Source organism: Paraburkholderia flagellata (genome assembly GCF_021390645.1).
GTDB lineage: Bacteria > Pseudomonadota > Gammaproteobacteria > Burkholderiales > Burkholderiaceae > Paraburkholderia > Paraburkholderia flagellata.
This window is the reverse complement of the sequence record NZ_JAJEJT010000001.1, coordinates 1,778,020-1,795,745: the sequence shown is the minus strand read 5'-3', so window position 1 is coordinate 1,795,745 and position 17,726 is coordinate 1,778,020. Positions and strand designations below refer to the sequence as shown.

21 protein-coding genes and 1 tRNA gene are annotated in these 17,726 nt (G+C 64.3%); 13 read left to right on the top strand and 9 right to left on the bottom strand.

Going from position 1 to position 17,726, the window contains the following annotated elements; translation table 11 throughout:
* Positions 1 to 86: 86 nt before the first annotated feature.
* The 5 genes from ssuD (at position 87) to L0U83_RS07895 (ending at position 3,620) form a co-directional block, all read left to right on the top strand.
* Entirely contained in the window at positions 87 to 1,244 is a 1,158-nt protein-coding gene (gene ssuD, locus L0U83_RS07915; RefSeq protein WP_233881683.1) for an FMNH2-dependent alkanesulfonate monooxygenase, read from the top strand.
* A gap of 38 nt (positions 1,245 to 1,282) precedes the next feature.
* Entirely contained in the window at positions 1,283 to 2,140 is an 858-nt protein-coding gene (gene ssuC, locus L0U83_RS07910; RefSeq protein WP_233881682.1) for an aliphatic sulfonate ABC transporter permease SsuC, read from the top strand.
* Positions 2,137 to 3,018 carry an ATP-binding cassette domain-containing protein gene (locus tag L0U83_RS07905; protein WP_233881681.1) on the top strand — a complete coding sequence of 294 codons (882 nt, stop codon included), beginning with the start codon at positions 2,137 to 2,139 and terminating at the stop codon, positions 3,016 to 3,018. Before ssuC ends, L0U83_RS07905 begins: the two co-directional genes overlap by 4 nt.
* A 52-nt stretch (positions 3,019 to 3,070) precedes the next feature.
* Positions 3,071 to 3,286 (top strand): TOBE domain-containing protein, encoded by a 216-nt coding sequence (locus L0U83_RS07900; RefSeq protein ID WP_028204871.1) that lies wholly within the window; start codon positions 3,071 to 3,073, stop codon positions 3,284 to 3,286.
* An 85-nt stretch (positions 3,287 to 3,371) separates the two neighbouring features.
* Positions 3,372 to 3,620 carry a DUF6566 family protein gene (locus tag L0U83_RS07895; protein ID WP_233881680.1) on the top strand — a complete coding sequence of 83 codons (249 nt, stop codon included), beginning with the start codon at positions 3,372 to 3,374 and terminating at the stop codon, positions 3,618 to 3,620.
* Here L0U83_RS07895 and L0U83_RS07890 read toward each other — a convergent pair.
* The 3 genes from L0U83_RS07890 to dusA all read right to left on the bottom strand — a co-directional run bounded on the left by L0U83_RS07890 (position 3,617) and on the right by dusA (position 5,791).
* Complete coding sequence (locus tag L0U83_RS07890) at positions 3,617 to 4,543, bottom strand: DnaJ C-terminal domain-containing protein (protein WP_233881679.1); 927 nt, start codon at positions 4,541 to 4,543, stop codon at positions 3,617 to 3,619. The two genes, L0U83_RS07895 and L0U83_RS07890, sit on opposite strands and share 4 nt — an antisense overlap.
* 82 nt (positions 4,544 to 4,625) lie before the next feature.
* A tRNA-His gene (locus tag L0U83_RS07885) sits at positions 4,626 to 4,701 on the bottom strand.
* 88 nt (positions 4,702 to 4,789) lie between these two features.
* A complete protein-coding gene (gene dusA, locus L0U83_RS07880; protein ID WP_233881678.1) occupies positions 4,790 to 5,791 on the bottom strand; it encodes a tRNA dihydrouridine(20/20a) synthase DusA in 1,002 nt (333 codons plus the stop codon).
* A 417-nt stretch (positions 5,792 to 6,208) separates the two neighbouring features.
* Between dusA and L0U83_RS07875 the strand changes: the two genes are divergently transcribed.
* Positions 6,209 to 6,481: a hypothetical protein gene (locus tag L0U83_RS07875; RefSeq protein WP_028204875.1), complete on the top strand. Its 273-nt coding sequence runs from the start codon at positions 6,209 to 6,211 to the stop codon at positions 6,479 to 6,481.
* A 119-nt stretch (positions 6,482 to 6,600) separates the two neighbouring features.
* Here L0U83_RS07875 and L0U83_RS07870 read toward each other — a convergent pair whose 3' ends face one another.
* Positions 6,601 to 6,843 (bottom strand): hypothetical protein, encoded by a 243-nt coding sequence (locus L0U83_RS07870; RefSeq protein WP_233881677.1) that lies wholly within the window; start codon positions 6,841 to 6,843, stop codon positions 6,601 to 6,603.
* A 165-nt stretch (positions 6,844 to 7,008) separates the two neighbouring features.
* Between L0U83_RS07870 and L0U83_RS07865 the strand changes: the two genes are divergently transcribed.
* From L0U83_RS07865 to L0U83_RS07855, 3 genes are all read left to right on the top strand, one after another.
* Positions 7,009 to 8,061: an NADP(H)-dependent aldo-keto reductase gene (locus L0U83_RS07865; protein WP_233881676.1), complete on the top strand. Its 1,053-nt coding sequence runs from the start codon at positions 7,009 to 7,011 to the stop codon at positions 8,059 to 8,061.
* 185 nt (positions 8,062 to 8,246) lie between these two features.
* Positions 8,247 to 9,308, top strand: a complete 1,062-nt coding sequence (locus L0U83_RS07860) for a permease (protein WP_233881675.1) — start codon at positions 8,247 to 8,249, stop codon at positions 9,306 to 9,308.
* A 104-nt stretch (positions 9,309 to 9,412) separates the two neighbouring features.
* The gene (locus L0U83_RS07855; RefSeq protein WP_042268617.1) at positions 9,413 to 9,835 is read left to right on the top strand and encodes a hypothetical protein; all 423 of its coding nucleotides are present in this window, start codon (positions 9,413 to 9,415) and stop codon (positions 9,833 to 9,835) included.
* 15 nt (positions 9,836 to 9,850) lie between these two features.
* Here the strand turns inward: L0U83_RS07855 and L0U83_RS07850 are convergent, their stop codons facing one another.
* Positions 9,851 to 10,687: an ABC transporter permease gene (locus tag L0U83_RS07850; protein ID WP_373321021.1), complete on the bottom strand. Its 837-nt coding sequence runs from the start codon at positions 10,685 to 10,687 to the stop codon at positions 9,851 to 9,853.
* Between the two features lie 43 nt (positions 10,688 to 10,730).
* Positions 10,731 to 11,645 (bottom strand): nodulation factor ABC transporter ATP-binding protein NodI, encoded by a 915-nt coding sequence (nodI, locus tag L0U83_RS07845; RefSeq protein ID WP_233881674.1) that lies wholly within the window; start codon positions 11,643 to 11,645, stop codon positions 10,731 to 10,733.
* A 320-nt stretch (positions 11,646 to 11,965) separates the two neighbouring features.
* On the opposite strand from nodI, the gene L0U83_RS07840 reads away from it, so the two are divergent.
* Positions 11,966 to 12,436 (top strand): universal stress protein, encoded by a 471-nt coding sequence (locus tag L0U83_RS07840; RefSeq protein WP_233881673.1) that lies wholly within the window; start codon positions 11,966 to 11,968, stop codon positions 12,434 to 12,436.
* Between the two features lie 72 nt (positions 12,437 to 12,508).
* Here L0U83_RS07840 and L0U83_RS07835 read toward each other — a convergent pair whose 3' ends face one another.
* The 3 genes from L0U83_RS07835 to lexA all read right to left on the bottom strand — a co-directional run bounded on the left by L0U83_RS07835 (position 12,509) and on the right by lexA (position 14,391).
* The gene (locus L0U83_RS07835) at positions 12,509 to 13,180 is read right to left on the bottom strand and encodes a DUF2939 domain-containing protein (protein ID WP_233883789.1); all 672 of its coding nucleotides are present in this window, start codon (positions 13,178 to 13,180) and stop codon (positions 12,509 to 12,511) included.
* A 117-nt stretch (positions 13,181 to 13,297) separates the two neighbouring features.
* The gene (locus L0U83_RS07830) at positions 13,298 to 13,675 is read right to left on the bottom strand and encodes a hypothetical protein (protein ID WP_233881672.1); all 378 of its coding nucleotides are present in this window, start codon (positions 13,673 to 13,675) and stop codon (positions 13,298 to 13,300) included.
* A gap of 65 nt (positions 13,676 to 13,740) precedes the next feature.
* Positions 13,741 to 14,391: a transcriptional repressor LexA gene (gene lexA / locus L0U83_RS07825; RefSeq protein WP_042268621.1), complete on the bottom strand. Its 651-nt coding sequence runs from the start codon at positions 14,389 to 14,391 to the stop codon at positions 13,741 to 13,743.
* A gap of 292 nt (positions 14,392 to 14,683) precedes the next feature.
* Between lexA and L0U83_RS07820 the strand changes: the two genes are divergently transcribed.
* The 3 genes from L0U83_RS07820 (at position 14,684) to cysW (ending at position 17,724) form a co-directional block, all read left to right on the top strand.
* On the top strand, positions 14,684 to 15,733 hold the full coding sequence (locus L0U83_RS07820) for a sulfate ABC transporter substrate-binding protein (protein ID WP_267939212.1): 1,050 nt from the start codon (positions 14,684 to 14,686) through the stop codon (positions 15,731 to 15,733).
* A 126-nt stretch (positions 15,734 to 15,859) separates the two neighbouring features.
* On the top strand, positions 15,860 to 16,759 hold the full coding sequence (cysT, locus tag L0U83_RS07815) for a sulfate ABC transporter permease subunit CysT (protein WP_233881671.1): 900 nt from the start codon (positions 15,860 to 15,862) through the stop codon (positions 16,757 to 16,759).
* The gene (gene cysW / locus L0U83_RS07810; RefSeq protein ID WP_233881670.1) at positions 16,756 to 17,724 is read left to right on the top strand and encodes a sulfate ABC transporter permease subunit CysW; all 969 of its coding nucleotides are present in this window, start codon (positions 16,756 to 16,758) and stop codon (positions 17,722 to 17,724) included. Before cysT ends, cysW begins: the two co-directional genes overlap by 4 nt.
* Positions 17,725 to 17,726 lie beyond the last annotated feature (2 nt).

Here is a 17,726-nt window from a genome sequence, read left to right as displayed (position 1 = left end):
AGCGGCGCGTTCGTTTGCGCGGCGCGCCTGCGCGCGTTTGCAGCAATGTCCGCCCCGTGTTTCGAAATGCCACGCAGGAGCAATGCATGAATGTGTTCTGGTTCATCCCGACCCACGGTGACAGCCGCTATCTGGGCACGACCCAAGGCGCGCGCGCAGCCGATCTCGCGTACTTCCAGCAGATCGCCGTCGCCGCCGATACGCTCGGCTACGAGGGCGTTCTGCTGCCCACGGGCCGCTCGTGCGAGGACGCGTGGGTCGTGGCGTCGAGCCTCATCGCCGCGACGCGGCGCCTGAAGTTTCTCGTGGCGATCCGTCCGGGGCTTTCGTCGCCGGCGCTTAGCGCGCGCATGGCCGCCACTTTCGACCGGCTATCCAATGGCCGCCTGCTCATCAATGTCGTGACGGGCGGCGATGCGGCCGAGCTGGAAGGCGATGGCCTCTTCGTCGATCACGACACGCGCTACGAAATCACCGATGAGTTCCTGCACATCTGGCGCAAGCTGCTCGATGCATCGCACACGAACGAGGCGATCGATTTCGAAGGGCAGCATCTGCGCTCGGTAGGCGGCAAGGTGTTGTACCCGCCGGTACAGCATCCACATCCGCCGCTGTGGTTCGGCGGCTCTTCGCCGGCTGCGCACGCCATGGCGGGCGCGCACATCGACACCTATCTGACGTGGGGCGAGCCGCCCGAAGCCGTCGCGCGCAAGATAGCCGACATTCGCGCGCGCGCGGCTGAGCATGGGCGCACGATCCGCTTCGGCATCCGCCTGCATGTGATCGTGCGCGAGACCGAAGAGGAAGCATGGGCCGCCGCCGACAAGCTCATCAGCCACCTCGACGACGAGACGGTTGCGCGCGCCCAGGCCGCGTTCGCGAAGATGGATTCAGAAGGACAGCGCCGCATGGCCGCGCTGCACGGCGGCAAGCGCGGTACACGCAAGGATCTCGAGGTGTATCCGAACCTGTGGGCGGGTGTGGGTCTCGTGCGCGGCGGCGCGGGCACGGCGCTCGTCGGCAATCCTGAACAGGTGGCCGCGCTCATGAAGGAATATGCGGAGCTTGGCATCGAGACGTTCATTTTGTCCGGCTACCCGCATCTGGAGGAATCCTACCGTTTTGCGGAACTCGTGTTTCCGCTGCTGCCGGGGCGAGCAGCAAAGGGCGCGAACGGCCCGCTTTCGGGGCCGTTCGGCGAAGTGGTCGGCAATCACTATCTGCCGAAAGTGAGCCAGAGCTGAGGCGCTGGAGAAACGCAGCAATCGTGGAGGACGCAACGATGACGCAATCCGTAATAGCGGCCGCACCAGCGCGCGGTTCCGCTAGCCCAGGCGGCGCGCTGCGCGCTGTGCGGGCATTCGTGCGGGCGAGCCGGCGGCGGCTCGCGCCCTGGCTCGTGCCGCTGGCGGTGTTGGTGATTTGGGAGATCGCCGCAAAGACCGGCGCTCTCTCGACGCGTGTGCTGCCCGAGCCGCTCGCTGTGCTGCGGGCTGCCTGGTCGCTGATCGAGTCGGGCGAGATGTGGGCCGATGTGCGCGTGAGCACCTGGCGTGCGCTTTCGGGTTTTGCGATCGGCGGCGGCATCGGGCTCGTGCTTGGGCTGGCTACCGGGCTTTTCAAGCCCGTTGAAACTGCGCTCGATTCGACCGTGCAGATGATCCGCAATATTCCGGCGCTCGCCATGATTCCGCTCGTGATTCTGTGGTTCGGCATTGGCGAGGAAGCGAAGGTATTTCTCGTGGCGCTGGGCGTGTTTTTTCCCGTGTACGTGAACACGTTCCACGGCATCCGATCGGTGGACGCCAATCTCGTCGAGATGGCGCGCAGCTACGGGCTCAAGGGCTTCTCGCTCTATCGCGAAGTGATACTGCCGGGGGCGTTGCCGTCGATTCTCGTTGGCGTGCGCTTTGCGCTCGGCCTGATGTGGGTGACGCTGATCGTGGCCGAAACGATCTCCGCGCAGTCGGGCATCGGATACATGACGATGAACGCACGCGAATTCCTGCAAACCGACGTGGTGGTGGTCGGCATCCTCCTTTATGCGGCGCTCGGCAAACTCGCCGACTGGCTTGCGAAGTCGCTCGAGCGCGTGGCGCTGCGCTGGCACCCCGCTTATCAACAGGAGAACGAAGCATGAGCGTGAGCCAGGTGGCGCCGAACTACGGTGCAGGGCGTGACGCCTTCGAACGCGAGCAGGCGCGCGAACGCAACGGCAGGGCGCAAGTCGCGCGTGAAGGCGTGGCATTGCGCAAGAATGCGCACGGAGTGGATGCCGCCGTTGCACTACGCGGCGTGGGAAAACGCTACGGCGAGCGCGCCGTGCTGAACCGCTTTGATCTCGCGATCGAGCGCGGCAGCTTTGTCTCGATCGTTGGACGCAGCGGTTGCGGCAAGTCCACGCTGCTGCGCCTGATTGCAGGTCTCGAAACGCCGGACGAAGGTGAGGTGCAGCGGCGCGGCGCAGGTGGCACGCCGCTCGATACGCGCATTATGTTTCAGGACGCACGCCTGTTGCCATGGAAAACCGTGTTGCAGAACGTGATGCTCGGCCTCGGCCGCAGCGCGCGCGACGACGCCCGCGCGGTGCTCGACGAGGTGGGCCTGCTCGCGCGCGCCGACGAGTGGCCCGCGCGCCTCTCGGGCGGCCAGCGGCAGCGCGTGGCGCTTGCCCGCGCGCTGGTGCACCGTCCGAGCCTGTTGCTGCTCGACGAGCCGCTCGGTGCGCTCGACGCGCTCACGCGCATCGAGATGCATGCGCTAATCGAGCGTTTGTGGCGCGAGCATCGCTTCACCGCGCTGCTGGTGACGCATGACGTGCACGAAGCCGTAGCGTTGGGCGACCGCATCTTGCTCGTCGAGGCGGGACGCATCGCGCTCGATCAGGCCGTGCCGCTCGAGCGCCCGCGTGCGCGCGTCGACGCACGCTTCGCTGCGCTCGAGGAGAGCGTGCTGCAGCAAGTGCTCGGCCACGGCGCGCGGCCAACCACCGTGCGGCCTTCGGACGCAGCGGCTTGAATGATTTATCAGGAATCCTCTTGTTTATATTTGAACTCACGGAGCCGAACCTATGAGCATTACCGCCATTAACGTGCGTAACCAGTTTCGCGGCAAGATCAAGGAGATCATTCGCGGGCCCGTCGTTTCGGAAGTCGATGTCGACACAGCGTTCGGCATCGTGACCTCGGTGATCACCACGCGCTCGATAGATGAACTCGAGTTGAAAGTGGGATCGGAAGTGGTCGCGCTGGTGAAGTCCACGGAGGTGTCGATCGCGCGCCTGTGAAGCCGATCACGCGTCGGCGGCGCCTGCGAGTCACCCAGGGTAGAAGTGCTAGCATGAACCGTCAGCAGAAGACGCGGAGGCGATCATGGAGCCGAAGGGCATCGACATGGGCGACTACCAGGAGCGCTACAAGGACTACGACATCGAAGTCGCGGTCGAGCAGGTGCTCACAGGCGTGAAGGCGCATTTTCGCGTGCTGAAGGGCGAGGCGGTCGTGGAGGACTGGCAGCTCGTGCATATCACGCGACTCTGGTCCACCGAGCACGCGGCGGCCCAAGCGGGTTTCGACGCTGCGCGTGCGTGGATCGATGCGCGCGGCGCGCAAGCGCGCTAGCGTTTGCCTTGCGAGCCCGAGCCAGGCGACTGGCTGGCTCGGCGCTCTGCTTCGGTGAACATGTCGCGTAGTTGCTGGCGTTCGGCGCCGGTTAAATACGCGGCGGCGGCCGGCACGGTCAGCACCAGGTGCAGCGTGAGGTTGCCGCGCGTGCCGTTGCGGTCCGCGAGCCCGAGGCCGGGCAGACGGATTGGCGTGCGCGAATTCGCGTTCGCCGGAATCTTCGCTTCGATCGTGCGGCCGAGGACCTTCGTCTGCATGCCGCCGCCCAACATGGCCGTCACGAAGTCGATCTGAAGCTCGCAGGCGAGATCGAGTCCGTTGCGGGTGAAGCCCGGGCCGCAAACGATGGAAACGGAGAAAGTGGCGTCTCCTGGTGGGCCGCCATTCACGCCGGGATGGCCGCCGCCTGGCATCATCAGACGCTGACCGTCCCATGCCCCGCGAGGAATCTCGACGGCTTGCGACTTGCGCCATGTCTTCACGCCCGTGCCGTGACACTGCTCGCAAAGCGCGCCGCGATCTTCTTGCGCGCACGCCGGACACGGACCTTTGACAGGGTAGTGGGCTTGAACGCCACCGCCATCGAGCGCGACCTCGAGCGGCACGAACAGCTCGACGAGGCAGTTTGCGCCGCGCATGGCCGGCGCTGCGCGGCGTTGTCGCGGCGGCGCTTCTGCACCGCGGGTTTTGCCGGCCGGGCCTGCGTCGCCAGAAGTCCCGGCCGTTGGAGCGACGCGCCTGCCGCTCAGAATCTCGAAGGCTTCCTGAATGAGCTTGAACACCGGCTCAACCGCCGCCTCGCGTCCCTTGTTGCGGTCGGGGTGGTACTTCGCCCGCAGTTGACGGTAGGCGCGCTTGATCTCTGCCGGCGACGCAGTCTCCGGCAGTTGCAGCCGCCTATAGTATTCCTCGAAGCTCAAAGGCGTTCCTGGGTGTCTCTCGTGCACAGACGCAAAAAAGCCCGCAACCAGTGCGGGCTAATTTGTTCACTGCTGAATTCTTTGGGGTGGCTGATGGGACTCGAACCCACGACAACAGGAATCACAATCCTGGACTCTACCAACTGAGCTACAGCCACCGCTGTTTTCTCAATTAGCGCTGCTTTGAAAGCGGCGTCAATCAAGAAGCAAGATTATATACATATCAAAGCTCGCTTGCCTAGCCCTTTATTCAAGAATTTCATCCGGAACGCGCAGATATTCGCGCGCCTCGCCGAAGATCGCGAGATCCGCCTTCGCGAGCTTGCGGCTGTCCGAGAGGACGCGGCGCCATCCGCGCGCGCCTGCCACGCCGCGATAGAGACCCAGCGCATGGCGCACGATCGCGCCCAGGTAAGTGCCGCGCGCGATTTCGCTGGCGCAGTACTCGATGAGCTTCGCTTCCACTTCTTCGCGCGTGAGGGAGGCACCGGCGGCGCCATAGAAGCGCGCATCGACGTCGGCGAGCACATAGGGGTTGTGGTAAGCCTCGCGGCCGAGCATCACGCCATCGACGTGCTGCAAATGCTGCTCGACTTCGTCGAGCGTCTTGATGCCGCCGTTGATGATGATTTCGAGCTGCGGGAAGTCGCGCTTGAGCTGGTACGCGTAGTCGTACTTGAGCGGCGGAATCTCGCGGTTTTCCTTCGGGCTCAAGCCTTTCAGGATCGCGTTGCGCGCGTGGACGATGAAAACGTCGCAGCCCGCTTCGGCAATCGTGCCGACGAAATCGCGCACGAACGCATAATCCTCGACCGCATCCACGCCAATACGGTGCTTGACCGTCACGGGCACGGAGACGACATCGCGCATCGCCTTCACGCAGTCCGCCACGAGTTGCGGTTCGTTCATCAGGCACGCGCCGAATGCGCCGCGCTGCACGCGTTCGGACGGGCAGCCACAGTTCAGGTTGATTTCGTCGTAACCCCACTGTTCGCCGAGCTTCGCGGCGCGCGCGAGGTCGTCGGGTTCGCTGCCGCCCAGCTGAAGCGCGACCGGCGCCTCGGCCGGCGTGAACGCGAGATGGCGCGGCACGTCGCCGTGGATGAGGGCGCCCGTTGTCACCATCTCCGTATACAGCCACGTGTGCCGGGAGATGAAGCGATGCAGCGAGCGGCAGTGGCGATCGGTCCAGTCCATCATCGGCGCGACGGAAACGCGGCGGGGGCTGGCTTGACGGTTGGCGGACATGGCGATGGGAAACCGGTGAGTAACGGCTGGCGTGGATCAACCTTGCATTTTAACGCATACGGGCTTGGCTCTTCGTGCCCTTTGCGCACTGCGCCAATTTGCCAGGAACGCCTGCAGGAAGTGCGCCCGATGGCCGTTTTCGATCGAAAAACCCTAATTCCATTATGTGATCCCGGTGGGATTTGCTGCGTCGCGCAAATTTTTTTAGGCGTGCTTTTAGGGTCTGTTCGTCGCTCAGCCCCGCCAGAATTGCCTCACGCGATTGTTGTGGAATGCAGAATAGTAAATTCGGATTATCGCGATTATTTTCCGATAGTAGGTGTATACACTGACTTTCGTTGACGCAGCTCGTGGGCAGTGACCTCCCAGGCGCGGCGCCTTCCCGATCCGCAATTGAACCTGTTATTGGAGTCCACCATGAAGACCAAACTCATCGCAGCGCTGCTGGTCGCAGCTACCGCTTCTGTTGCCGCTCCGGCGTTCGCCAGCGGCTATGGCCCGGCACCGTTCTATCGCCCGGACGTCGGCGCGCCGGCTTCGCAGCGTGGCCAGAGCGTCCAGACCGTGGCCGCCGAGCGCGTCCAGGAACAAGGCGCCCAAACGGCATACGGCGGCGTCGCCGGTTCGGCTTCGCAGTCGGGCAGCCACGCAAAGGCCACGGGCCCGCAATCGGTCTTCTTCGGCCAGTAAGCCGCGCCGAAGTTTCCGATTCGTTTCCGGGTCGCCCGGAAGAAGGGCGGCCTGAAAGCCGGATGTCGTTTCGACGTCCGGCTTTCTGCTTTTCAGGGCCGCCATCTATCAGGTGACGCTCAGGAGGCGGCGCGAATGCGCTGGTCGATGGCCTCGCGAATCCGGTCGAAGGCAGCGTCGAAGGCGTTGTTCTGGGTCGGGAAGCGGCCCGCGGCGATGCCGTCAATCGGCACATTGCCGTTTTCGGCGTCTGTGAGGCTTTGGATGATTTGAGCCGAGACGAAAAAGCCGGCGTCGTGGTCGCCATCCACGCCGGCGGTCATGTCAAAACCCATGTATTCGTAGCTGCGTCGGTTTTCCATGCCAATTTCTCCTCGTAGGCGCATGTGCGGATTCTGGCACGTCTCCCGGTGCCCGGCACCGTGACCGGCGGCGGCGTATGTGGCCGCATTCAGCATTTCCTGAAAAAATTCCCGCGGCGTGATAGTTTCGGCGTTTCCCCAACCGAACTGATGGACAACGTTTCCATGGAATACCGCACACTCGGCGATACCGACGTCAAGGTGAGCCTGATCGGGCTCGGCACGATGACGTGGGGCGAGCAGAACACGGAACGCGAGGCGCACGAACAGATCGACTACGCGCTCGACCAGGGCGTCACGCTGATCGACGCCGCTGAAATGTACCCCGTGCCGCCGCGCCCGGAGACGCAAGGGCAGACCGAGCGTTTCATCGGGACGTGGCTCGCGCAGCATCCCGCGGCGCGCGAGCGCATCGTGCTCGCCACCAAAATTGCGGGTCCGGCTCGCCAGCCGCACAATCCGCAGCACATTCGCGGGCCGCAGAACCAGTTCGACCGCAAGAATCTGACCGAAGCGCTCGACGGCAGCCTGAAGCGCCTGCAGACCGATTACGTCGATCTGTATCAGTTGCACTGGCCCGACCGCAGCACGATGACGTTCGGCCGCAACATGTATCCGTATCTCGACGATGCGTACACGGTGCCGATCGAGGAAACGCTCAGCGTGCTCGCCGATTTCGTGAAGGCCGGGAAAGTCCGCCATATCGGCGTGTCGAACGAGACGCCGTGGGGCGTCGCCCAGTTCCTGCGCGCCTCCGAAAAGCTCGGGCTGCCGCGCATCGTCAGCATTCAGAATCCGTACAGCCTGCTCAATCGCACGTTCGAAAGCGGCCTGTCCGAATTCGCGCACCGCGAAGGCGTGGGCCTGCTCGCGTATTCGCCGCTCGCGTTCGGCTGGCTTTCGGGCAAGTACGAGGGCGGGGCGCGTCCGGAAGGCGCACGCATCACACGGTTCGAGCGTTTCAAGCGCTACAGCAAGCCGGAATCGGTGGCTGCGACGACGCGTTATGTGGAACTCGCCCGGGCGCATGGCTATACGCCCGCGCAGTTCGCGCTCGCTTTCGTCAACAGCCGGCCGTTCCTCACCAGCAATCTGATCGGCGCGACCTCACTCGACCAGTTGAAGGAAAATATCGCCAGCGCCGACGTCAAGCTCACCCCCGAATTGCTCGCGCAGATCGAAGCGCTGCACGAGCAGCAGCCAAATCCTGCCCCTTAAAGGGAGAGTCGCGCGCCGAGGGGCCCTTTCCCGGGCCGCGCGGCGCCGGGCCAACGCCGCAAAGTCGTTGGCGATTCGCAAGGCATACACTACGATCCAGCATGCGCCAGTCGGGGCACCATCACGCGATGCGTGACGGCGTCCCGACTGGCCGTCCATACGCTCAATCCCGGAGAAATTTCACAATGACGAGCGCACGTCCAGCGCAATCGCCTCCGCCCTATGGCTGGCCCATTTTTATTCTGCTGGCGGTGGCCGGCCTCTTCTACGTGAAGTGGTTCCCGTACTATCACCGCGCATTCACCGCCGAGGAAACACACTCCATCGGCAAATCGATCCTGATGGGAGGCGAGGCCACAGCCCCGGATCCTTCGTTCTCCGCCGCGCTCAATTACGCCTTCGCCTACGGCAAGGCGATCTGGCAGGCCATGGTGCTCGGTCTTCTGCTCGGCTCGGGCGTACAGGCGCTCCTGCCCGTGCAATGGGTCGCGCGCGTGCTCGGCCGGCGCGGCTTTGGCAGCGTGGCGGCGGGCGGGCTGCTTGCGGTGCCCGGCATGATGTGCACCTGCTGCGCTGCGCCCGTGGTCGTGGGCCTGCGCGCGCGCAATGCGTCGGCAGGCGGCGCGATTGCGTTCTGGCTCGGCAACTCCGCGCTCAATCCCGCCACGCTCGTCTTCATGGGCCTCGTGCTCGGCTGGCAGTGGAGCGCGCTGCGCCTGACGCTGGGCCTGTTGATGGTGTTTGGCCTCGGCTGGGTCTGCAACCGGCTCGTCACGCCCGAGGAGTCGCGTGCGGCTGACGACCGCCTCGCGCATCTCGCCCAGCAACAGGCGGAAGGCGGCAACGTCTTCGTGCGCTGGGCACGTATCTTCGCGCGCATGGCCGTGCGTCTCGTGCCGGAATACATCGTGCTCGTGCTGCTGCTCGGTGCCGCGCGCGCGTGGCTCTTCCCGCATATCGGCCCGGAAGTCACGAGCAGCCTTGGCTGGATCGTCACGTTTGCCGTGGTCGGCATGCTGTTCGTGATCCCCACGGCCGGTGAGGTCCCCATCATCCAGGCGATGCTCGCGCTCGGCATGGGCGTCGGGCCCGCGGGCGCGCTCCTGATGACGCTGCCGCCCGTGAGCGTGCCGTCGTTCGCGATGCTGGCGGGCTCGTTCCGGCCGCGCATGCTCGCCGTCGTGGGCTCGACGGTCGTGCTCTTCGGCATTGCCGCTGGGCTCGCGGCCGTGGTCCTGGGCTTCTAGGGAAGGCGGGACGAGTCAAGCGCCATGCGTCCAGCGTTGGCATTCTTGTAATACGCGGGCGGTTCGCCGCCCGCCACGGAGCGGGCCGAGGCCCGAAAACCAGCATGGCAAAGCAAAAAACCAATCCGAAACTCGAGCAAGCGCTCACGCGCGGCGATCTCGCCATCCGCCAGGCCAATTCGGCCCGCGCCACGGCGGTGCTGCGCGCGCTCGGCAAGATGATCGTCGAGGCTTCGGCCACCATCGGCGTCGAGGCGGACACCTCGATTCCCGACGGCGATCGCATCTACGACCCGGCCGATGGTCTCTGGCCGCAGTCGCTGCTGGTTTCGCTCGATGGCCCGGTGGAGGAGTCGGATCCGGAAGAGATCCGCACGGTGCGTTTGCTCGCCCAGACCCAATCGACGATGTTCCGCGTGGAATGGCATCGTGCCGACGGCAAGGTCGGTCGCCAGGAAGGCGGGCCGTTCGCGACGGTCGCGTTTATTTCGGACGTCGATATTCCCTGGGGCGACGACGAGGACTGAGTTCCTCGCGATGCTCTAACGCATCATGCGCCGGCGAAACAGTACCGAAGCGATCGCGAACGGCACCACCACGTAGATCGCGAGCACCAGCAGATGCAGGCCGGCCTGCTCGACAGGCCGGTCGAGCATGGCGGGGCGGATCAACGCGACGGCGTGCGCGAGCGGCAGCATCAGCGTGATGTGCTGCGCGGCCGCGGGCAGTTGCGAGATCGGGAAGAACACGCCGGAGAGCAGCAGCATCGGCGTGAGCACGAGCGTCTGATAAAACATGAAGAAGTCGTAGGACGGCGCGAGCGCGGTGACGATCATCGCGCAGCTCGCGAACGCAAGGCCCGCGAGCGCGATCACGGGCAGCGCGAGCAGCATCGAAGGAAAACTCGCGTAGCCGAGCAGGCCTGCCACCACCATGATCGCCGCGCCAGAGAGTATCGACTTGCTCGCGGCCCACATCACCTCGCCAAGCACGACGTCGCCAAGCGTGAGCGGCGTGTGCATGATCGCTTCCCACGTGCGCTGCACGTGCATGCGCGAGAAGCCCGAGTACATCGACTCGAAGCTCGCCGACATCATCACCGAGGACGACACCGTGCCCGCCGCGAGAAACGCGATGTACGAGACGCCGTCGACGTGCCCAACCATCAGCCCGAGCCCGAAGCCGAGCCCGAAGAGATAAATCATCGGGTCGGCGAGATTGCCGAACATCGACGCGAGGGCGAGCTTGCGCCAGACCAGATAATTGCGCCGCCACACGGCTATCCAGTGCGTGCCGTTCGAAGGCAGCGCTGCGCGCGGCTCGCGCATGGGCGCATGGGCGGGGCGTGAGGGCGTCGGGTTGTTGGTGCGTGTCTGCATGGTGTCCTTGGCGATTCGTACGCCGCCGTCAATCCTGCCGCAGTTAGTCTTGCATCTCGCGGCCTGTGAGCCGCAGGAACACATCTTCGAGATTCGCGGGCCGGTGCAGATAGCGTAGATCGGACCGATGGCGCAGCTTCGCATGCACGGGCGCGGGGTCATCGACATAGCAGAATAGCGTCTCGCCGCTGATTTCCGTGCGCTTCGCATCGGCGGCGAGTTCGTCGCGCAGCGAGACCGGGTCTGGGCCGTACACTTCGATTACATCGCAGCCGATCTCCGATTCGATCAGCGCCTTGGGCGCACCCTCGGCGATCTTGCGGCCTTCCTCGATCACGCAGACGCGATTGCAAAGTCGTTCGGCCTCCTCCATGAAATGCGTGGTGAGGAGAATCGTCTTGCCCCGCGCGAGCAGCGAGCGCAGTCGCTCCCAGATCAGATGCCGCGCCTGCGGGTCGAGGCCTGTCGTGGGCTCGTCCATCACGAGCACGTCGGGGTCGTTCACGAGCGCGCGCGCCAGCGTGAGACGACGGCGCATGCCGCCCGAGAGTTCCCCCACGCGCGCGTCGGCCTTGCTTTCGAGGCGCGCGAATTCGAGCAGCGGCGCAATGAGTTCGCGCGTTTCGCGCGCGGACAAGCCGAAGTAACGGCCGAACACGAGCAGGTTCTCGCGCACGGTGAAGTCGGGGTCGAGATTGTCGAATTGCGGAACCACGCCCACGCGCTGACGCGCGTGACGCGCGCGTGCCGGCACCGGCTCGCCGCACAGGCTGATGCGACCGGCATCGGGCGAAACGATGCCGAGCAGCATGCGCAGCGTCGTGGTTTTCCCGGCGCCATTCGGGCCGAGCAGCCCGAAGCACTCACCGGGGAGGACGTTGAACGACAGGCCATTGACGACCGTCCTGTCTCCGTAATGTTTGATGACCTGCTCGAATTCGATGGCGGGTGCGGGCATGGACCGGTTGAACGTGAGTCGAACGGGCGTCGCGCGAGGCGGGCGCAAAGCGGACGCAAAATCGCACGAAACAAGGCGGCCCATTTTAGTGCATTGCTGCGTGACGGGTCGGGTGCCGCTTCGAAGCCGTCTGACCTCGCACGAGGCGAATGCATGTCGCGGCAAGCATTCAGCTCTGCACAAGACGTGTGCGCTGGGGCGGACGCGTCTGGCGTTTTCCGATGCACACCTGGCGTTTTCCAGCCCTTGCGTGTGGAATTGCGGCGCACCATGATGAGAGTCGTACAGCCTGCAACTCACGCGGGCAGGGAGAAGCGATCATGGCGAGCTACAAAAAAATTCTGCTCTGTTACGACGGCTCGCGCGAAGGCCGCAAGGCACTGCGTTGTGGCGCCGATCTTGCGCTTGATCTGCAGGCGGAAACGCATCTGCTCTCGGTTGTCGACATGCGTTCGACGATCGCCCAGAGCGCGGGCCTGCTGACCGATGTGGCCTGCGGCCGCTTCGAGGAAACGGCGCGCGAAATCCTTCAGGAAGGCGTGGACTGGCTAACCGAGCGCGGCGTGCGCGCCCAGGGGCACTTCGCGTTCGGGCATCCGATCGACGAAATCGCCAATCTGGCCCACGAACTGAATGCCGACCTCGTGGTGGTGGGGCATCGCTGCCGCACGGGGCTTTCGCGCTGGTGGATGGGCGCGGGCAACACGCCGCTGCTCGACCGCGTGTCGTGCAGCATTCTCGTGGCGTGTTCGTCGGCGGCTGAGGATAAACAGCAGCAAGCCGCCGCTTAGGTGATCGAGCGCAATCAAGCGGGGCCGGCTCGCATAGAACCGGCCTGTTTCCGCTTTCACTTCCGATCTGTCTCAGTTCGAGACGTTTCCTTCGTTTAGCTCGACCGCTGAAAGCTTCCACGAGAAGAGCCCGTGACGCTGCAGGATGGCGGCATAGTGCTCGCCCGTACTGCCGCGGTCCCACGTGAGCGCGAATTCATTGAGGCCGCGATAGCCGGCCGTGGTAACAGGCCGAACCTCGGGCGCGGGATTGTTCGAGGCTGCTGGGGCCGGTGTCGCGGCGGCCGGTGCCGATTGTGTGGATTCTGCTGGTTGTGCGCCGGATTCCGCTGGCGGCGGCGCGTGCGGCCGGTCGCCAGGCTTGCCCGTCGGCGGCATGCCGTTCAGCAGCGCAGCCACGCCTTCCGGTGTTGCGTAGGCATCCACGAGCGGACTGATCAGTGCCGCACCAATCACGGCGCCGAGGATCAGCAGCGGATTGCTGCTGTGCTGCCCCTCGACGCGCCGCTGCAGCATCTCGCCAACCTGCTGCTTGAGGCTCAAACGCAGCGCAGGATAATCGACGTACTCGTTGAGCGTGGCGGCGTCGCGGGCGTCCGCTGCGGCTTTCATGTGTTTCACCGCGATATAGGGCGACGCATAGGCGTAGCCAAGCGCGGCAACAATCATGGCGACCGCAACGGTGATCGCAACGGGCTTCTTCCAGCCTTGGGTCTTACGTGGGGTCGAGAGAGATTCCGTCATCGGCATAGGCAAATCGTTCAAACACGGTGTTGACCGCAAACCCGGCCAAACGATCCCGACCGTAACCTCTTCTCACATTTGAGCAGCGTATTAGCCTGATTCGGGCTTGTTTCGCGATTACTTCGCGAGCGCCGCGGGCAGGTCGCTTTGCTGCTCGGCAATGCAGCGGTCGATTGCGCGGCATACCGCGTCAACCGTACCGACGAGAATGAGCCGCGACGGACCCTGATAGACGCGCACGGGCGCACGGCGCATCGGTTGTTCGGTGTTGAGCGTGCTATTGAGCGACACGCGCGCAAACGCCGGCTGGGCCGAGGGCAGCGCCGGCAGGTCGGCCGCGCTGGCCGCCACCATCTCCGGCGAGTCCTCGAAGAGCGAGCCGCTCAGTGCGGCAGCTGAATCGCGCACTTCGCGCACGGCGCACGAGGCGATTCCACGGAGGTGGCGAAGACGGCCGAATTGACGGAAGGGCAGCAAGCGGGCAAGGCGTTCCATGACTCTCTCCAGGTAGTGCGCAGACGGTGTACAAACTGAGCGCAAACTGCGCGCACACGGACTTCTTAGAATTCGGTGGGGCGGATCAGGCCGACAGCGATGCCCTCCAGCGCGAATTCCGCGCTGCCGGCCTCGACAAAAATATTGTCGTAGTCGGGGTTCTCGGCGATCAGTTCGAGCCCATTTGGACGGCGCTTCAGGCGCTTCACGGTGACGTCGTCGCCAAGGCGCGCCACGATGATTTGCCCGTCTTTCGCTTCGGCCTTTTTCTGCACGGCGAGGAGGTCGCCGTCGAGAATGCCGGCGTCGCGCATGGAAAGGCCGCGCACCTTCAGCAGATAGTCGGGGCGGCTCGAGAAGAGCGCCGGGTCGCACATGTAGTTCTGCGAGATGTGCTCCTGCGCAAGGATCGGGCTACCCGCTGCCACGCGGCCAACGAGCGGCAGCGAGAGCTGCATGATGCTCGGGTGCGGGAGCGTGAACTGGTGCGGCAGGTCGTCGGGCCCCGGCACGAGGCGGATGCCGCGCGAGGCGCCCGCAGCCAGTTCGATCACGCCCTTGCGTGCCAGCGCGCGCAGATGCTCCTCCGCGGAGTTGGCCGAGCTGAAGCCGAGTTCCGCGGCGATCTCGGCGCGCGTGGGCGGAAAGCCCGTGCGCTCGATGGCCCGGCGAACCAGATCGAAAACCTGCTGCTGTCGTGCGGTGAGTTTGGTCATGGCGCCACTGTATGTTTGAACAGGTAACTGTATTTTTATACAGTACTCGCCACTTTTCAAGTGTTACTTGAAGTTCGTCAACTGAGCGTTGCTATCAGGCCGCTTTCCCGTGTTTGTGCGGACGAAACCGCGCTCCAGCAGCGACTTCCTCTGTCCTTACCACTTTTGCGTATTAAAAAATGAAAAAACATCATTTTTAATAATGTAAGCAGATCGCTAGACTGGCCTCCATCGTTAGCTGCAATTCATGGATGAGCGCAAACGAGCACACACGAAAACGGAGAACAGATAGATGGGCACGACAAATACGGGGCGCGCGGGCTGGCTGAAAACACTGGCGGCAAAACTGGTTATCGGCGTTGCGCCGCTCGTCGGGGTCACGGCGATGGCACCCGTGGCCGCTCACGCGGATACGTCGCTGCTCAACGTCTCCTACGATCCGACGCGCGAACTGTACCAGGACATCAATGAAGCCTTCATCAAGCAGTGGAAGGCGAAGACGGGCGAGACGCTCACCATCAAGCAGTCGCATGGCGGCTCGGGTGCGCAGGCGCGCTCGGTGCTCGACGGCCTGCAGGCCGACGTCGTGACGCTCGCGCTGGCATGGGACATCGACGCGCTCGCCAACAAGGGCATCGTGGCGAAGGACTGGCAAAAGCGCCTGCCCGACAACGCCTCGCCGTACACGTCGACCATCGTGTTTCTCGTGCGCAAGGGCAATCCGAAGCACATCAAGGACTGGGACGATCTGGCGAAGCCGGGCGTCTCGATCGTCACGCCGAATCCGAAGACCTCCGGCGGCGCGCGCTGGAACTATCTCGCGGCATGGGCGTATGCGCTGCACCAGCCGGGCGGCAACGAGCAGAAGGCGAAGGACTTCGTCTCGAAGCTCTACAAGAACGCGGGCGTGCTCGACTCGGGCGCGCGAGGCGCCACGACGAGCTTTGTGCAGCGCGGTATCGGCGATGTGCTGATCGCATGGGAGAACGAAGCATTCCTTTCGCTGAAGGAATTCGGGCCGGACAAGTTCGAGATCGTCGTGCCTTCGGTGAGCATTCTGGCCGAACCGCCGGTTGCGGTGGTGGACAAGGTCGTCGAGAAGAAAGGCACGCGCAAGGAGGCCGAGGCCTACCTGCAGTTCCTATATAGCGAAGAGGGCCAGGAGATCGCCGCGAAGAACTTCTACCGTCCGCGTTCGGACAAGGTCCCGGCGGCGCTCACGGCGAAGTTTCCGAAGCTGAAGCTCTATACGGTCGACGACACGTTCGGCGGCTGGACCAACGCGCAGAAGACGCATTTTGCCGATGGCGGCGTGTTCGATTCGATCTATCAGCCGCAGTAAGTCACGCAGCACCGGTCGCCAGTCGATAACGACGCGACCACATAACAACGAAGCGCGCCCACGGGCGCGCTTTTCGGCGCCGCCTGCGAACCCGGCAAGCGCGCAACCCATGTCTGGATGACGAGCATGACAACGTTACGATTGCGCAAGCCTAGCGCGCTGCCTGGCTTCGGCTTGACGCTCGGCATCACGGTGGCTTACCTGAGCCTCGTGGTGCTCATTCCGCTTGCCGCCACTTTCCTCAAGACGGCGACGCTCGACTGGAGCCAGTTCGTGCGCGCCGTGTGGTCGCCGCGCGTGATCGCGTCGTACCGTCTCACGTTCACGGCCGCGCTTGGCGGGGCGCTCATCAACGCGGTGTTCGGCTTCCTGCTCGCGTGGGTGCTCGTGCGCTATACATTCCCGTTCAAACGGGTCATCGATGCGCTCGTCGATCTGCCGTTCGCGCTGCCGACTTCCGTCGCGGGCATTTCGCTCGCTGCCGTGTATGCGGGCAATGGCTGGATCGGCCAGTTCCTGCAGCCGCTTGGTCTGAAGATCGCGTTCACGCCGCTTGGCGTGCTCGTCGCGCTGACTTTCATCGGCTTGCCGTTCGTCGTGCGCACCGTGCAACCGGTGCTCGAAGACTTCGAGCGCGAGCAGGAGGAGGCCGCCGCGTGCCTTGGCGCCTCGCGCTGGCTCACGTTCCGCCGCGTCGTGCTGCCCGCGGTGCTGCCGGCGCTGCTCACCGGCTTCGCGCTCGCGTTCGCGCGTGCGCTGGGCGAGTATGGCTCGGTCATCTTCATCGCCGGCAACGTGCCGATGAAATCGGAAATCACGTCGCTCCTCATCATCACGAAGCTCGAACAATACGATTACGCGGGCGCAACGGCGCTAGCGGTGATGATGCTCTGCGTCTCGTTCGTCATGCTGCTTCTCATCAATTCGCTGCAGTGGTATTTGCAACGCCGTACGAGCCGGGGCGTCTCGGCCGGCAGCGCGCCGAATGCTGTTGTGGGCGCAACGGTCGCGGGAGGTGCGCAATGAGCACGCTGCCGCAACAACGAAGCACGCGCCGGCCGGACCCGGTCACCGAATCGCCGTGGGTGCGCTGGCTCCTGACCGGCATCGCGCTCGTGTTTCTCGCGCTGTTTCTCGTGGTGCCGCTCGTCGCCGTGTTCTGGCAGGCGCTTTCGAAGGGCATTGGCTTTTACTTCGCGTCGCTCGTCGACCCTGACGCGCTCTCCGCGATCAAGCTCACGCTTATCACTGCAGCGATCGCAGTGCCCTTGAATCTGGCGTTCGGTCTCGCGGCTTCGTGGGCGATCGCGAAGTTCGAGTTTCGCGGCAAGGCGCTGCTCACCACGCTGATCGACCTGCCGTTTTCGGTCTCGCCGGTGATTTCGGGTCTCATCTACGTGCTGATGTTCGGCGCGCAGGGCTGGTTCGGGCCGTGGCTCGAAGACCACAACGTGCAGATCATTTTCGCGGTGCCGGGCATCGTGCTTGCCACGATTTTCGTGACGTTCCCGTTCGTCGCGCGCGAGTTGATTCCGCTTATGCAAGCGCAAGGCAACGATGAAGAAGAGGCCGCGCACGTGCTGGGCGCCTCGGGCTGGCAGATGTTCCGCCGCGTGACGCTGCCCAATATCCGCTGGGGTTTGCTGTACGGCGTGATTCTTTGCAATGCGCGCGCGATGGGTGAGTTCGGCGCGGTTTCGGTGGTGTCGGGCCATATTCGCGGCCAGACCGATACGATGCCGCTGCACGTCGAGATTCTTTATAACGAGTACAACTTCGCAGCGGCTTTCGCCGTGGCATCGCTGCTCGCGTTGCTCGCACTCGTCACGCTTGGCCTGAAGCTGCTCGCGGAGCGCCGCCTTTCGGCGCAAATGCGCGGCGCAGATGACATTCCCGCCTACGCTGGCCCGCAGCCCGCGGCCGTGCAACACGTTTCACAACCCGCAGCGCCTCTCGCCGTGCGCCAACCGATTCAAGTAGGGGAGCAGTAACC

Excerpts from the sequence above, each read along its gene's own strand:
- ssuD (WP_233881683.1), top strand. The coding sequence starts at position 87 with ATGAATGTGTTCTGGTTCATCCCGACCCACGGTGACAGCCGCTATCTG.
- ssuC (WP_233881682.1), top strand. The coding sequence starts at position 1,283 with ATGACGCAATCCGTAATAGCGGCCGCACCAGCGCGCGGTTCCGCTAGC.
- L0U83_RS07905 (WP_233881681.1), top strand. The coding sequence starts at position 2,137 with ATGAGCGTGAGCCAGGTGGCGCCGAACTACGGTGCAGGGCGTGACGCC.
- L0U83_RS07900 (WP_028204871.1), top strand. The coding sequence starts at position 3,071 with ATGAGCATTACCGCCATTAACGTGCGTAACCAGTTTCGCGGCAAGATC.
- L0U83_RS07895 (WP_233881680.1), top strand. The coding sequence starts at position 3,372 with ATGGAGCCGAAGGGCATCGACATGGGCGACTACCAGGAGCGCTACAAG.
- dusA (WP_233881678.1), bottom strand. The coding sequence starts at position 5,791 with ATGTCCGCCAACCGTCAAGCCAGCCCCCGCCGCGTTTCCGTCGCGCCG.
- L0U83_RS07875 (WP_028204875.1), top strand. The coding sequence starts at position 6,209 with ATGAAGACCAAACTCATCGCAGCGCTGCTGGTCGCAGCTACCGCTTCT.
- L0U83_RS07870 (WP_233881677.1), bottom strand. The coding sequence starts at position 6,843 with ATGGAAAACCGACGCAGCTACGAATACATGGGTTTTGACATGACCGCC.
- L0U83_RS07865 (WP_233881676.1), top strand. The coding sequence starts at position 7,009 with ATGGAATACCGCACACTCGGCGATACCGACGTCAAGGTGAGCCTGATC.
- L0U83_RS07860 (WP_233881675.1), top strand. The coding sequence starts at position 8,247 with ATGACGAGCGCACGTCCAGCGCAATCGCCTCCGCCCTATGGCTGGCCC.
- L0U83_RS07855 (WP_042268617.1), top strand. The coding sequence starts at position 9,413 with ATGGCAAAGCAAAAAACCAATCCGAAACTCGAGCAAGCGCTCACGCGC.
- L0U83_RS07850 (WP_373321021.1), bottom strand. The coding sequence starts at position 10,687 with ATGCAGACACGCACCAACAACCCGACGCCCTCACGCCCCGCCCATGCG.
- nodI (WP_233881674.1), bottom strand. The coding sequence starts at position 11,645 with ATGCCCGCACCCGCCATCGAATTCGAGCAGGTCATCAAACATTACGGA.
- L0U83_RS07840 (WP_233881673.1), top strand. The coding sequence starts at position 11,966 with ATGGCGAGCTACAAAAAAATTCTGCTCTGTTACGACGGCTCGCGCGAA.
- L0U83_RS07835 (WP_233883789.1), bottom strand. The coding sequence starts at position 13,180 with ATGACGGAATCTCTCTCGACCCCACGTAAGACCCAAGGCTGGAAGAAG.
- L0U83_RS07830 (WP_233881672.1), bottom strand. The coding sequence starts at position 13,675 with ATGGAACGCCTTGCCCGCTTGCTGCCCTTCCGTCAATTCGGCCGTCTT.
- lexA (WP_042268621.1), bottom strand. The coding sequence starts at position 14,391 with ATGACCAAACTCACCGCACGACAGCAGCAGGTTTTCGATCTGGTTCGC.
- L0U83_RS07820 (WP_267939212.1), top strand. The coding sequence starts at position 14,684 with ATGGGCACGACAAATACGGGGCGCGCGGGCTGGCTGAAAACACTGGCG.
- cysT (WP_233881671.1), top strand. The coding sequence starts at position 15,860 with ATGACAACGTTACGATTGCGCAAGCCTAGCGCGCTGCCTGGCTTCGGC.
- cysW (WP_233881670.1), top strand. The coding sequence starts at position 16,756 with ATGAGCACGCTGCCGCAACAACGAAGCACGCGCCGGCCGGACCCGGTC.